Source organism: Ruegeria sp. AD11(2025) (assembly GCF_056542405.1).
Genome location: NZ_JBQFZU010000001.1, coordinates 69,969 through 82,937, shown reverse-complemented (window position 1 = coordinate 82,937; position 12,969 = coordinate 69,969). Strand labels below are relative to the sequence as shown.

The following is a 12,969-nucleotide window of genomic DNA, read 5'->3' as shown; positions in this document are numbered from 1 at the left end:
AAGTGCCCTGTTCGCGTGCTATATTGTATTCAGAGGTGGCCGACATGAAACAGAACATGATGAATGAAGTGCCTCTATCCGAAGCACAGATTGAGATACTTAAGCGTCTGGAACGAATAGAAAAACTTTATGCTCGCAGGTTAACTGTGGGTCAGTTTTATGCTATTCTGTCCGGCGTCGTTGCAATCTCGTTGTTAGCGTGGATAATCGCCTCGTAAATCGTTTTGATTGCGAGATTTGATATGAGCCAAGAAGATAGCAACGCGCCCAAACCCAGCCCTCAATCCCCCGAATCTTCTACAACATTCGAGCAAAGTCTCGATCGGCGGCTTACGCAAATCGAAACCCACGCAAAGTACTATCTGACTGCCTGGCATGTTGTTGCTGGATCTGTAGTCGTCCTTGGCCTTGCCGCCGGATATGGGGCATGGATGTTTAGCCAACTGGATAAGAAGCTTGAAGACACGACAGCACAATTGAAAGAACACATAGATTTCGCGGTGTCCAAAGCTGTCGCGAACATGGAAACCAGTTTTACTACCGAAATTCGGGCAGCGTCCGGTGGTTTTTACTACCCGCCTGGACTCGCTGCTTTCGACCTCCTACCAGTGCAAAGCGGTTCAGGAAAAGTCATTGGCTTGGCAAAAGGTGATGACGGTGAGCTTCAATCCATCATTAACCAAGCGGTCATGGATGCGGTCGAAAGTGGTGCAGTTAGTATGATTGGGGAAGGCGAAATTTACATTCGTGAAAATGGCGATCTGAAACCATGGATTTGGCCAGAGTAAAGTGCAAGATCGTCGGTGCAATTCGCCAACGTATACTTTCTGACATATCCATTATGCCCGGCCCGATGGGGTCGGGCCTTTTCGCGTTTTAGTGGGCTTGCTGCTTCCCTCCGACTCCCCCATATCTCGCGCATGACGACATGGCCCAACCGAATCCCGTTTGATCTGCACAAAGAACTTGAAGCCCGCCCGCTCGGTGACTGGCAGACCGCATTGCGCGCCTGGGCAAAAGTGCACGGGCTCAAGCTCAAGATCCAGTGGTGGCGTCAGCTTGAGATTACCGTCGCGGATCTGCATTCCCGCAGATACACCGCCAAGCCACAGGATCATTGGGCAGCGATTAAGGAATGGCTTGAGCGCCACAATGTGCCGGCGCCTGAAAATCTGCCGGGATGGCCCGAGGTGGATTCGGTGAGATACTGACCGCCTAACTCGCACCTCGGATAGCAACTACCTTGGCTTCTGAGCCGGTGACGTGGTCCGACCATTTCTGCATTCCGACTCTACGGTGATCCAATAGATCGGATCGTCCATAGGCGCGCTGGGTACTTGTCTTAATCACATGTCCCAATGTGACCTCCGAAACATCCCAGTCGACAATCTTGGTATCCTCTGACCAAGTCTTGAAACTTGCTCTGAACCCATGCGGCCGCCCCGGTTCATCCAACTCATTAAGAGCGTTCAGCATCGCGTTCTCTGACAACGGCTTTTTTCCGTTTCCGTGGGGAGAGGGAAACAAGAGGTCTGACCGGCTGAACTCCCGGCAATGCTCCACCACTTTCAGGGCTTCACTCGACAGTGGTACGCGGAATTCCTCAACCTTACCTTCTCGCCCCTTTACTCGATCCTCGGGGACCGTCCAAACATCGCCTTCGATCTCGGAAAACCTGGCGCCCCGGATGGCGTCAGTCCTCACCACTGTCAGGATCGTGAAGCGCAATGCGAGATGTGACATCAAATCCCAGCGCAGCCTTTCGTACAGCTTTGGAAGGTCCTGCCAGGATGTGGCCTTGGTGGGTGTATTGTTCCTGATTGGGGCACTGCCGAGCATTTCCTCTGCGATGTCCATCAGGTTTGGGTAAACCTCAAACTCCATACGGGCGGCCTTGTCGAATACTTTACGTGTTCTGGTGAACGCCTTGCGGGCAGTTTCTGGTTTTGCCCGCCAGATGGGTGACATCGCATCGCGAACATCGATCGGTCGCACCTTTGATATCCGGGTCTTTCCAAACTTGGGGAATATGTGGACGCGCAGAGGTGACTTCCACTTTCCGCGATCCCCATCACCTCTCAAGTCCGACTTGATTGCATCGAATGTGATTTCAGCCATGCTCTCAAATGTCGGGTCTTCCTTGTCCAGCGAGTCCTTGGTTTCTTGCAGGCGCTTGTCGCGTTCTGAAATCGGATCATTGCCTTTGTTTATTTCCAGCCTCCATTCGTCACGCATCTTTCGCGCGTCCGATAGGGAGACCTCGGGCCAAGGACCCAATCCCATATCCCGCCTTCTACCCGCAAACGAATAGCGGAAAACCCACTTTCCAGAATCCTTGCTGCGCTTGTCTATCATCAAGCCGCCACCGTCCTGCAATGTTGCCTTGTCTGAATTCTTAACTTGCAATGCAGATAGTTTATTCGTGCCTCTTGCCATCAGCCCCACACTCAGCCCCACATCTGGCCCCACAATTTGCCTGCCATTTCCTGACCGGGTCTGACAGGCTGTGGAATCGCCGTTTCGTTATAGGGTTGATTTTAAAGGGAAGGGTGACTGGCAATGCAAGGCCCAGAAAGGAAACTTCTGATCCCTCCTTGGGCACCACCTCAGATTAATGACGAGAACACGCGGTGTGTTCACGGATCGCGTCGCATACTCAGCCAGATCAGAAACCCGATATAGGCGAAAACTGTTAGGTTCAGTAGTGTGTCGATGAATTGACCAGTCATCTTCGTTCCTCACGCGTCAGGCTTTTGAAGAGGCAGATCACAAGGATCGGAACGATAAACACGAAGGCCATGGCCGACAGTGCGATGATCGACCGGACCAGGGAAATATCCCCCACCAATATCATGGCAAGCCCCAATGCGCCCAGAATCAACCCCCAGACCGTACGGACGCCCGGCGATGGATTGTCGCCGCCGCCGGTGCCAATCATCGCCAGAGTGAACCCGGCGCTGACGACGCTGGTGACTACGAACAGGAAGGCCGCCAGGATTGTTGCTGTCTGCGTCAGGCCGCTGAATGGGAACTTGGCAAGAAGGGCAAAGGTTGTCGCGTCCAGATTTTCGGCATTGACGGCGGATAAGGCACCGTCCTGCCGCAACGCATCGAAAAAACCCAACCCGCCAAAGATGCCGAACCACAGAATCGAGAACAGGGTGGGGGCGACAATGACGCCGATCAGGAACTCTCGGATGGTGCGCCCACGTGAAATGCGCGCGATGAAGATGCCCACAAAGGGGGACCAGGCCAGCCACCAGATCATGTAGTTCAGGGTCCAGCCGTGAAACCAGTCGACGATGGTGTCGTCAAAGAACTCTGCTGTTGAAAATCCCGCAGGCAGGACCTTGAACACGTAACGCCCGAACCCGGCAACGATATCGTTCATCAGAAATGAAGTCGGGCCGAGGACCAGCAGATAAACCATCATCCCGACGGCAATCAGCATGGCGGCATTGGACAGCAGGGACATCCCCTCACCAAGGTCCCGCCGCAAGGGGATGATGAACGCGACACAGAGCGCGGCAAAAACAGGGAGTGTCAGCCTTCCGGGTGTTTCGACGCCGATCAGACCCGCCAATCCGGTCTGTATCTGAAACACGCCCATCGCCATCGATCCCGCCAAACCGACGGCAATCGCGACAATCGACAGCAGATCGAACATCCACCCCATCGCCTTGACCCAGTGCGCCTCACCCAGTGCATCGGTCAGGGGCGCGCTCAGCAGCAAGGTGCGGTGTCGACGATAGGCGAAATAGGCAATGACCAGCCCGACGATCGCGTAGATCGCCCAAGCGTGAAAGCCCCAGTTCAGATAGGTCACGAACAGCGCATAACTTGCGGCTTCGGGGTCGGGGTTGTACTGTCGCAAAACTTCGAAATGGGTCAGTGGTTCAGCCGCGCCGTAGAACAGAAGCCCGACCCCCATTCCGGCCGCAAACAGCATGGCGATCCAGGCCGGGGTCGAGAATTCAGGCTCGGTACCGTCCGGGCCAAGGCGAATGTCGCCGAACCGCGACAGGGCAAGATACAGCGCCACAAAGAGCAGGCCGCTGACCTCGAGCATGATGAACCAGCCACGGCTGTTGAACTGTGTTGCCACCGCTTCTGATGCGAGACGTCCCAATCCTTGTGGGTCGGCGATACCCCAGACCGCAATAGCCGCGCTGATGACAAGGGCGATGACAAGCAAGGGGCTGGGCGAGGGGCGCTTCATCCGCGGTCCTTCTTTCGGTGTCGGAACAAATTCCTTTATTGCCGTGCGGTTACAGAGATGTACCAAGGCTGCACGAAGACTAGAGGCACGGTTCGCGACATTCAAAAGAATAATATCTGGCGGTGATTGCGCCTGTGGGAGGACTTTTCACGCCTTCAAGCCGGTTGGTGGGGGGAAACTTTGGAAAAACCCCTCAGATATGCAGCTTGGGGCGGTTGGGCCACGCGCGGGGGTTGACAAGTTGAGTGTCTGAATGAAACGTCGAAGATGTTGGGAGATTTTGAAAATTCAGGCGCTTGCACCTGTTGCAACATGCTGGCGCTTGCCTTAACCGGCGGGGTCCCTGGAGGGGGGATCGCCGGGCGATCTCCCATACACCATAAGAATTGGGAGTTCTCAAAAATGAAAAACAGCAGCAAGCTCAGCCTCGGCGCGGTCGTCACTGCGGCCCTTATGGCTCCGGCAGCATTTGCGGAAGAATTCATCACCATCGGCACCGGCGGCGTGACCGGTGTGTATTACCCGACCGGTGGCGCGATCTGCCGTCTGGTCAATAAGGGCCGCAAGGAACACGGCGTACGTTGCTCGGTCGAGTCAACCGGTGGTTCGGTCTACAACATCAACACCATTCGCGAAGGCGAACTAGAATTCGGTGTGGCGCAGTCCGACTGGCAGTACCACGCCTATAACGGCAGCTCGAAATTCGAAGAGGCTGGCCCGTTCGAAGGTCTGCGCGCCGTGTTCTCGGTACACCCTGAGCCGTTCACCGTTGTCGCCCGTGCGGATTCCGGTATCGCCAACTTTGAAGACCTGAAGGGCAAGCGCGTCAACATCGGTAACCCCGGTTCCGGTCAGCGCGGCACTATGGAGGTTTTGCTAGGCGAACTGGGTTGGACCACCGACGATTTCGAGCTGGCGACCGAGCTGAAAGCGGCTGAACAGTCCGCGGCGCTGTGCGACAACCAGATTGACGCGATGGTCTACACCGTCGGTCACCCCTCGGGTTCGATCCAGGAAGCCACCACAGCGTGTGACTCGGTTCTGGTGAACGTGAGCGGTGACGCGGTGAACAAGCTGGTCGACGACAACTCGTTCTACCGTACTGCGACCATCCCCGGCGGCATGTACCGCGGTTCGGATGGTGATACCGCAACCTTTGGTGTCGGCGCGACCTTCGTGACCTCGGCTGACGTGTCGGAAGACGCGGTTTATGCGGTTGTCAGTTCGGTCTTCGAAAACTTCGACGACTTCAAAAAGCTGCACCCGGCATTTGCCAACCTCAAGCCCGAAGAAATGATCGCAGACGGCCTGTCGGCTCCGCTGCATCCGGGTGCTGAGAAGTACTACAGAGAAAAAGGCTGGATTCAGTAAGCCAGGCTTGAAGCAGGGTGCCAAACGGCGCCCTGCGACCCAAACCCGAACAAATCGGGTGGTTCAGAAGGCCAAAAATGGCCGCGACGGGGAGACATTTCCATGAGTTCCGACACACAATCCAATCGCCCGCTATCCGAAGAAGAGCTGCAGGAACTTGTAGCCTCGTCCGATGCGGGTGGGCGAAATCCAGTCGGTAACGTCGGGGTTTTTCTGGCCATTGTGGCCGCGATCTGGTCGATCTTTCAGGTGCTTTTGGCCTCACCTATCGCCAACTATGTGTTGCCGGGCAGTGTGGTGAACAATGCGCGGCAGTTCCACCTGGCCTTTGCGATGTTTCTGGCCTTTGCGGCCTATCCGGCGCTGAAATCCAGCCCACGTGACTACATTCCGGTCCAGGACTGGATCATGGGGATCGTCGGCGCGTTTCTGGCTCTGTACGGATACTTCTTCTACGAAAAGATCGTCGACGCAGGGGGACTTGCCGACGATACGGATAAATGGGTGGCTCTGGTAGGTCTGCTGCTACTGTTTGAGGCCGCGCGCCGCGCGCTAGGCCCGGCAATGGCCATTATCGCAACGATTTTTCTGGCTTATGTGTTCTTTGGCTCTTCCGAATGGGTGCCCGAAGTAATCCGCTGGAAAGGCGCGAGCCTGAAGAAGGCGATGAGTCATATGTGGATCACGTCCGAGGGCGTATTCGGTATCGCGCTTGGTGTTTCTACAAAATTCGTGTTCCTGTTCGTGCTGTTCGGCGCTTTGCTGGATAAGGCCGGGGCAGGGAACTACTTTATCAAGATGGCCTTTGGTGCGCTTGGCCACCTGCGCGGTGGTCCGGCCAAGGCGGCTGTTGTTGGTTCGGCTGCGACTGGTCTGATCTCGGGCTCGTCGATTGCCAACGTCGTGACCACCGGCACATTCACCATCCCTTTGATGAAACGTGTGGGCTTCTCAAGCGAGCAAGCGGGTTCGGTCGAGGTTGCCTCATCCGTGAATGGTCAAATCATGCCGCCGGTGATGGGCGCTGCGGCCTTCCTGATGGTCGAATATGTGGGCATCTCTTACGTTGAGGTGATCACTCACGCCTTCCTGCCCGCCGCGATTTCCTACATCGCGCTGGTCTACATCGTGCACCTTGAGGCGGTGAAGCGGAACATGCCCACGCTGGGCAATCGCGAGGTGCATCTGGCGCGCACGGTCGTTGGGATGCTGTCCTTCTTCCTCGTGTTCGCTGGCCTCTGCTATGGCTCGCAGTTCCCGGTCGAAGCGGTTACCAGTTGGGCCCCATCCTCTGCAGGTCTGATCCTGAGCCTGATCGTCTGTGCGGTCTACGTCGTGTTGCTGTACCTGGCCGCGCAGGTGCCAGATCTGGAGCCCGACGATCCGAATGCCAAAGAGGTGGAACTACCGGTAATCGCTGAGATCTACAAAGCAGGTCTTCACTATCTGCTGCCGATCATCGTTCTGGTCTACTTCCTGATGATCGAACAGAAATCGCCGGGGCTGTCGGCATTCTGGGCGACGGCGCTGCTGTTCGTGATCCTGCTGACGCAAAAGCCGCTCAAGGCGCTGTTCCGTGGACAAAGCAATCTAAAAGACAACTTCATCGACGGTGTCGCTGATCTGTGGCAGGGCCTGATCGATGGTGCGCGCAACATGATCGGGATCGCTCTGGCCACGGCCACGGCTGGTGTCATCGTGGGTACCGTGACCCTGACCGGGGTCGGGCAGGTGATGGCCGATTTGGTCGAGTTCCTTTCAGGCGGTAACCTGATCCTGATGTTGGTCATGGTTGGCTTGCTCAGCCTGATCCTTGGCATGGGCCTGCCGACCACTGCGAACTATATCGTGGTTAGCTCGCTTATGGCCGGTGTGGTTGTCGAACTGGGCGCGCAGAGCGGTCTGATCGTTCCTCTGATCGCCGTGCACCTGTTCGTGTTCTATTTCGGGATTATGGCAGACGTGACGCCCCCAGTAGGTTTGGCTAGTTTTGCAGCCGCCGCTGTGTCGGGGGGCGACGCGATCAAGACCGGATTCACCGCGTTCTTCTACAGCCTTCGCACCGTTGCACTGCCGTTTGTGTTCATCTTCAACACGGACCTATTGTTGATTGATGTGACCTGGGTTGAAGGGATCATAGTTGCGATATTTGCAACAATAGCGATCCTTGTCTTCACGGCGGGGACAATGGGGTACTTCCTGACCCACAGCCGTATCTATGAAAGCATCGCACTGATCGCCGTGGCTTTCGCCTTGTTCAGACCCGACTATTTCATGGACCGCATCGCGCCGCCTTATACGTCGGTCGAGCCAGCCGCCTTTGTGGAAACCATCGGACAAACCCCCCCGGGGACCGAGGTGCGAATGGTGGTCAGCGGCCCGGATTTCGACACGCTTGAGATGACAGACACGACAGTCGTTGTTTCGGTCGGCAACGAAGAAGGCGGTGAATCCCGGGTCGATGCCATGGGGCTGATACTGTTGGAAGAGGACGGTCTGATCAAGCTGGAGGAACCGATGTTCGGCACGCCCGTAGCGGATGAGTTGGACATGTTCGACTATTACGGCGATGAAGCGGTGCGTCTGACTTCGATCAGTCTGCCGTCCAGCCAACCTCCGAAGCAACTGATGTATATCCCTGCGCTGATCCTGCTGGGTCTCATCGCCTTCCTGCAACGTGGCCGTGCCGTCAGACAAGAGGTGCCCGCATGACAAACTCTGTTCTCTGCGCCGTCGATATCAGCAACGGCGACCTTGACGTGAATGTGCTGAAGACAGCGGCAGTATTGGCCGATCAGCACAACGCACAACTGGATGTGGTGACCGTTCTGCCCGATTTCGGCGAAAGCTGGGTTTCCGGTTTCTTTCAGGCCGACTTTCACGAAAAGGCGTTGGAAGAGGCGCAGGCTAAACTGTCTGAGTTGTGCATTTCAGCCCTTGGGGATGAGCGGAACGCCAAGATCCGCCATGTCGTCGCCACCGGCACGGCCTATCAGGAGATTCTGAAAACTGCCGAAAGCGCTGGCAGCGATCTGATCGTTATTGGTGCACACAAACCGGACCTCAAAGACTACCTGTTGGGGCCGAACGCGGCGCGGGTTGTACGCCACTCGACTGTTTCGGTCTACGTCGTGCGCTAGGGTCAGTACCCCGTCATCTCAAGGTATCCGCGGCCTTGATGGCTGCCGGATACCGTGACGGGGCCTTCCCAGTACTCGAAGCTTGTACCCATCCAGGCATCGGGGGTGATGGCGGAAACCTCGACGTCCAAGTCGCGGTCCGGCAGGGTTACGCGCCATTGAACGGGCACGCCCCGTCCCGCCACTCGGGCGGTGTCCAGTGGGGTGAAGGATACGGACCCGTCCGGAAGGGGCATGGTGGTTCCGTCCGGCGCGATCCACGTAGCCGCTGTGAAATCGCCGCGTCCGCCGCGCAGGCGGAAGGCCATCAGCTTGTCTCCGTCGTCAAAGCTGAGCGAAAACCAGTCCCAGCCGCTCTGATCCGCGGCCAGTGGTTGTGAGGACCACTCGCGGTCCAGCCAGCCCTGACCGGTGACCGCCACATCACCCTCGGGCAGGTGCAGCACGCCCTCGACCGTATAAAAGGGTTGCGAGTAATAGTAGCTGGCTTGCCCATCGGCGGACTTGATCGAGTATCCGGCGTCTCCGTGAAACACAAATGGGCCGTGGGCGTTCAGCGACAGGTCATAGGCAAACTCGGCGCCGCTGGCCGAAAGGGTTACCGCGCTGGGGTTTGCTCCGCGCATATGCCATTCGTCGATCCAGGCCTCGAACGGGTCAGAGGTCACCCCGGCCTGACCAATCCCACCGCGCGACAAGCGTTCGGCGAAATAGTGCGTTTCAGGCGTCGTGACGGCGGCGTGGCCCATCCACAGTTGCGGGCTCTGCCACCCATCCGCCTCAAACGGTTTCAGGGCTGATCGGAACAGGGTCCATTGAATACCGTAGTCGCGCCCGTCCTCGCCGGTCAGGTTTGCGGTCAGGTACCACCATTCGATCCGAAAGCTGGGATGCGGGCCGTGATCGTGGGGGAATTGGAATTGATAGCTGGGTTGCGGTATGTCGAACCCTTCGGCCGAACCACCCAACCCGGCATAGCCTTGCGCGCGTAAAGCAGCAGGGGGCAACAGGAACAGAACAAAGAGCCAGGCTTTAACGTTCATTGGCAAAAACCCTCAACAAATCGGCAGGCGGCAGGCGAAGCAAACGCAGCGCGGGTAAGGCGGCCGCGACAAAGGCGGCCAGCAGGGTCAGAGCGAATAGATAGGCCCAGTCAGCCGGGAAAAGATACATCGGCAGCCGCCAGCCAAATGCTTGTACGTTGATCACCGCCAACAGGGCCCAAGCCAGTACCAGACCCAGCGGCAGGGCCAGAACCGCTGTCAGAGCAGACAGCAGCACGCTGCGCAACAACTCTAGCCGTGCCAATTGCAACCGTGTCAGACCCAGCGCCCAGACCGGCGCAACTTGCGGCAGGCGTTGGGTCCACAAGGTCAGCAGGCTGGTCAGGATGGCAAACCCGGCAACGCCTAGAGTCAGAACGTTCAACGCCGATGTCACGACAAAGGTCTTGTCAAAGATCGTCAGCGATTGCGCTTTCATCGCCGCCTGCTGCACGACGGCTTGGCGTGGTAGGTCGAACTGATCTCTCAGGGCTTGTGCCATCTCTGTGGCGCGCTCTGGTGCAATACGGATACCGAACCGGCGTGTGTCAGCCCCCGGCGCGATCCGGTCCAGCTGAAACATCGACACGATGGCTTGACCGGTAGGATTTCCGTAATCCGAATAGACGCCCGCAATTGGCAGCGAATGCCCCTGTCGGAGGGTCAGCGCGTCTCCGGGCCACAGGTTCGCACGCCGGGCGAGTTGTTCGTTGACCAGGACGGCATCACCCGCATGAAGGCGATCCCACACGCCGTCCGAGGATGCGATGATCGGCCAATGCTCGCGGTAGGTCTGGTGGTCCACAATCCCATACAGAAAGAGCGGCCCCGTTTCATGCGTCAGCTCAATGCTGCGGATTGGAAGTACCGCGTCCACCTGCGGTTCTAGCCACTGTGCGATCTGTTGGCCTTGCTGATTGTCGGTGGCGGTAATGTAAAGTTCGGAGGTCAGGCGCTGATCCAGCCAACCGGTGAAGGTCAACCGAAAGCTGGATACCATGGTGCCAACGCCGACATTCGCCGCCAAGGCCAGCAGCAGCGCCATCAGGGCCAGCGACAGTCCCGGCAATTGCGCACGCATGTCGGCCCAGGCCCATTGTGCAACAGGAGCTCGGGCGTTGCGTTGGAATACCGACAGGGCAAGTGACAGCAGGGATGGCAGGATCAGTGCGGCGCCAGTCAGGATACCACCCACCATGGCAAACCCTGCGATCAATCCGTCGATCGTATATCCGGTGGCAAAGCCACCGCTGATCAGGATCAACCCGAGCAGCCCGGTGGTGCGGTGCACGCTTGTTGAGCCTCGCCATGCCTGCAGGCCAGCCCCGGTCAGTAAGGGCATACGTGACAGTCGAAACAGGGCCTGACCACTGGCCAGTAGCGTGCCCGCCAAGGCCATCGCCAGACCGGCCAGAACCCATTGCGGCTGCAGGGTCATTTGCCCGTCAACGGGCGCTCCGTACAGCCCGCGCAAGGTGGCAGCGACGTCGGGCAGCAAGGCGCCGGCCAGAAAGAAGCCAAGGATCAATCCCAACAGGCCGCCAATCAGGGCCAGGAGGGCCAGTTCCGCCATGATCATCCAGACCAGCCGCCGCATCGAAACACCCAGTGCCCGCAAGGTTCGGATCATCGCTCGCCGCTGGGCAAAGGCCAGACCGACGGTGCCGTGGACGATGAATAACCCGACAGCAAAGGACAACAGGCCGAAAGCCGTCAGGTTCAGGTGAAAACTGTCCGTCAACTGGGCTGCGTCCAGCCGGGCCGAAGCCTCAATGCGTTCCAGTTCGGGTGCGATATCCGACAGCGGAGGCGTGTCGCGCGGCTGATCGGGCAACACCAGAAGCCGGGAAATCTGGCCGGGTTTCTCCAGCAGCTTCTCGGCCACGCCAATATCGGTGAGGATCAGGTCGGGCGGGACTGCATCCGTTTGCAGGATCGACGGAAGATTGTCATGCTTACTCAGCACATCGGCCAGTTCGGGGGATGCCAGTAATCGGCCAGGTGCGGTCAGAATGTCGGCCGGTTCCGGGGGCGTTTCCGACTGTTCGATCTGCGTCACAGCGGGCAGGGCTGGATAGGCCACCATGTCGACACCCATCACCTGTACCGTGCGTCCATTCAGACGCAATGGCCCCTCCAGAACCGCTGCGACCTGCCACCCGGCGCGGCGTAGCGCGACATAGCGCGCAATCGGGATCAGACCGGAGGGGTCGCGCAACTCGTCATGCAGGCCCAGCGCAAGCTGGTCGTTGGCGCGCTGATAGCTGTCGCGCGCCTCGGCGTTGATCGCCTGAACGGCGGACCACAGCCCCGTGGCCAACGCAATTCCGATCAGCAAGGTGGCCGTTTGCAGCTTGTGGCGCCGCCAATGCGACAGCAGGGCCTGTATCACCGCGCCGGTCATGTGATGTGGCCACCGGCCAGATGCGCGTGTCTGTCCAGCCGTCCGGCGATATCCTGCGAATGAGTGACCAACAGCAGGGCAGCGCCGGTATCGGCGACCAGCGACAACATCAGGTCCAGCACAGTGGAGCTGGCGGTTTCGTCCAGATTTCCCGTGGGCTCGTCCGCCAACAGAAGTTTTGGTCGCGCGGCCATGGCGCGGCCGATGGCGACGCGCTGTTGCTGCCCGCCGGACAAGCTCTCGGGAAAACGCGTCAGCAAGTCGGACAGGCCTAACCGCTTGGCCAGCTGCGTGGTCCAGGCGTCATCCTCGCGATCCGCCAGCCTGGCGTGGAATGACAGGTTCTGCGCAACCGTCAGCGAGGGTATCAGGTTGAACTGCTGAAACACCAGCGAAACGCTTTGCCGACGCAACGCGGCGCGTCCGGCGTCATCAAGTGGTGACAGGGCGGTTCCGTCCAGCGTGATCTCTCCGCCGTCGAAGCTGTCCAGAGCTGCCGCGAGGTTGAGCAGCGTGCTTTTGCCGCTACCGCTTTCTCCGGTCAAGGCCAGCGTCTGCCCCTGGTCGAGGGTCAGCGACACGTCCCGCAAAACGGGGCGTCCACCCGGATAGGATTTCTGGACCTTGTCGATCGTCAGCAGCATGCAAAAACCTCGGACTGTGCACGCAACAATGTGCGCCGCTGACCGGCAGAGTCCAGCGTCCAGCCGCATTCGTTTCCATTCGCCGCAGCCTTGTCCTTTTCCGGTTAAGTCGCCATTGTGGTGGAACTTCTTCGGGCCGGAACATGAT

11 protein-coding genes are annotated in these 12,969 nt (G+C 58.3%); 6 read left to right on the top strand and 5 right to left on the bottom strand.

Going from position 1 to position 12,969, the window contains the following annotated elements; translation table 11 throughout:
* Window positions 1-44: 44 nt before the first annotated feature.
* The 3 genes from ACR1XY_RS00405 to ACR1XY_RS00395 all read left to right on the top strand — a co-directional run bounded on the left by ACR1XY_RS00405 (window position 45) and on the right by ACR1XY_RS00395 (window position 1,211).
* Entirely contained in the window at window positions 45-218 is a 174-nt protein-coding gene (locus ACR1XY_RS00405; protein WP_480589014.1) for a hypothetical protein, read from the top strand.
* Between the two features lie 24 nt (window positions 219-242).
* Window positions 243-788, top strand: a complete 546-nt coding sequence (locus tag ACR1XY_RS00400; RefSeq protein WP_480589012.1) for a hypothetical protein — start codon at window positions 243-245, stop codon at window positions 786-788.
* Window positions 789-920: 132 nt separating this feature from the next.
* Window positions 921-1,211: a hypothetical protein gene (locus tag ACR1XY_RS00395; RefSeq protein ID WP_480589010.1), complete on the top strand. Its 291-nt coding sequence runs from the start codon at window positions 921-923 to the stop codon at window positions 1,209-1,211.
* A 4-nt stretch (window positions 1,212-1,215) separates the two neighbouring features.
* Here ACR1XY_RS00395 and ACR1XY_RS00390 read toward each other — a convergent pair whose 3' ends face one another.
* Together ACR1XY_RS00390 and ACR1XY_RS00385 are read right to left on the bottom strand one after the other, a co-directional pair.
* Complete coding sequence (locus tag ACR1XY_RS00390; RefSeq protein WP_480589496.1) at window positions 1,216-2,436, bottom strand: tyrosine-type recombinase/integrase; 1,221 nt, start codon at window positions 2,434-2,436, stop codon at window positions 1,216-1,218.
* A gap of 289 nt (window positions 2,437-2,725) precedes the next feature.
* Window positions 2,726-4,219, bottom strand: coding sequence for a BCCT family transporter (locus ACR1XY_RS00385; protein WP_480589008.1), 1,494 nt, complete (start codon window positions 4,217-4,219; stop codon window positions 2,726-2,728).
* 402 nt (window positions 4,220-4,621) lie between these two features.
* Here ACR1XY_RS00385 and ACR1XY_RS00380 point away from each other — a divergent pair, with 402 nt between their 5' ends.
* From ACR1XY_RS00380 to ACR1XY_RS00370, 3 genes are all read left to right on the top strand, one after another.
* The gene (locus ACR1XY_RS00380) at window positions 4,622-5,590 is read left to right on the top strand and encodes a TAXI family TRAP transporter solute-binding subunit (RefSeq protein WP_480589006.1); all 969 of its coding nucleotides are present in this window, start codon (window positions 4,622-4,624) and stop codon (window positions 5,588-5,590) included.
* 102 nt (window positions 5,591-5,692) lie between these two features.
* The gene (locus ACR1XY_RS00375) at window positions 5,693-8,302 is read left to right on the top strand and encodes a TRAP transporter permease (protein ID WP_480589004.1); all 2,610 of its coding nucleotides are present in this window, start codon (window positions 5,693-5,695) and stop codon (window positions 8,300-8,302) included.
* Window positions 8,299-8,730 carry a universal stress protein gene (locus tag ACR1XY_RS00370; RefSeq protein WP_480589002.1) on the top strand — a complete coding sequence of 144 codons (432 nt, stop codon included), beginning with the start codon at window positions 8,299-8,301 and terminating at the stop codon, window positions 8,728-8,730. The genes ACR1XY_RS00375 and ACR1XY_RS00370 overlap by 4 nt, the downstream gene beginning before the upstream one ends.
* A gap of 2 nt (window positions 8,731-8,732) precedes the next feature.
* Here ACR1XY_RS00370 and ACR1XY_RS00365 read toward each other — a convergent pair whose 3' ends face one another.
* Genes ACR1XY_RS00365 through ACR1XY_RS00355 form a run of 3 tightly spaced genes read right to left on the bottom strand, consistent with a single transcriptional unit; the run spans window position 8,733 to window position 12,821 of the window.
* Window positions 8,733-9,773 (bottom strand): lipocalin-like domain-containing protein, encoded by a 1,041-nt coding sequence (locus tag ACR1XY_RS00365; RefSeq protein ID WP_480589000.1) that lies wholly within the window; start codon window positions 9,771-9,773, stop codon window positions 8,733-8,735.
* Window positions 9,763-12,177 carry an FtsX-like permease family protein gene (locus ACR1XY_RS00360; protein WP_480588998.1) on the bottom strand — a complete coding sequence of 805 codons (2,415 nt, stop codon included), beginning with the start codon at window positions 12,175-12,177 and terminating at the stop codon, window positions 9,763-9,765. Before ACR1XY_RS00360 ends, ACR1XY_RS00365 begins: the two co-directional genes overlap by 11 nt.
* Window positions 12,174-12,821 (bottom strand): ABC transporter ATP-binding protein, encoded by a 648-nt coding sequence (locus ACR1XY_RS00355; RefSeq protein WP_480588996.1) that lies wholly within the window; start codon window positions 12,819-12,821, stop codon window positions 12,174-12,176. Before ACR1XY_RS00355 ends, ACR1XY_RS00360 begins: the two co-directional genes overlap by 4 nt.
* Window positions 12,822-12,969 lie beyond the last annotated feature (148 nt).

What these genes read in the sequence shown, in the direction of transcription:
- ACR1XY_RS00405 (WP_480589014.1), top strand. Translation starts at nt 45, where the DNA reads ATGAAACAGAACATGATGAATGAAGTGCCTCTATCCGAAGCACAGATT.
- ACR1XY_RS00400 (WP_480589012.1), top strand. Translation starts at nt 243, where the DNA reads ATGAGCCAAGAAGATAGCAACGCGCCCAAACCCAGCCCTCAATCCCCC.
- ACR1XY_RS00395 (WP_480589010.1), top strand. Translation starts at nt 921, where the DNA reads ATGACGACATGGCCCAACCGAATCCCGTTTGATCTGCACAAAGAACTT.
- ACR1XY_RS00390 (WP_480589496.1), bottom strand. Translation starts at nt 2,436, where the DNA reads ATGGCAAGAGGCACGAATAAACTATCTGCATTGCAAGTTAAGAATTCA.
- ACR1XY_RS00385 (WP_480589008.1), bottom strand. Translation starts at nt 4,219, where the DNA reads ATGAAGCGCCCCTCGCCCAGCCCCTTGCTTGTCATCGCCCTTGTCATC.
- ACR1XY_RS00380 (WP_480589006.1), top strand. Translation starts at nt 4,622, where the DNA reads ATGAAAAACAGCAGCAAGCTCAGCCTCGGCGCGGTCGTCACTGCGGCC.
- ACR1XY_RS00375 (WP_480589004.1), top strand. Translation starts at nt 5,693, where the DNA reads ATGAGTTCCGACACACAATCCAATCGCCCGCTATCCGAAGAAGAGCTG.
- ACR1XY_RS00370 (WP_480589002.1), top strand. Translation starts at nt 8,299, where the DNA reads ATGACAAACTCTGTTCTCTGCGCCGTCGATATCAGCAACGGCGACCTT.
- ACR1XY_RS00365 (WP_480589000.1), bottom strand. Translation starts at nt 9,773, where the DNA reads ATGAACGTTAAAGCCTGGCTCTTTGTTCTGTTCCTGTTGCCCCCTGCT.
- ACR1XY_RS00360 (WP_480588998.1), bottom strand. Translation starts at nt 12,177, where the DNA reads ATGACCGGCGCGGTGATACAGGCCCTGCTGTCGCATTGGCGGCGCCAC.
- ACR1XY_RS00355 (WP_480588996.1), bottom strand. Translation starts at nt 12,821, where the DNA reads ATGCTGCTGACGATCGACAAGGTCCAGAAATCCTATCCGGGTGGACGC.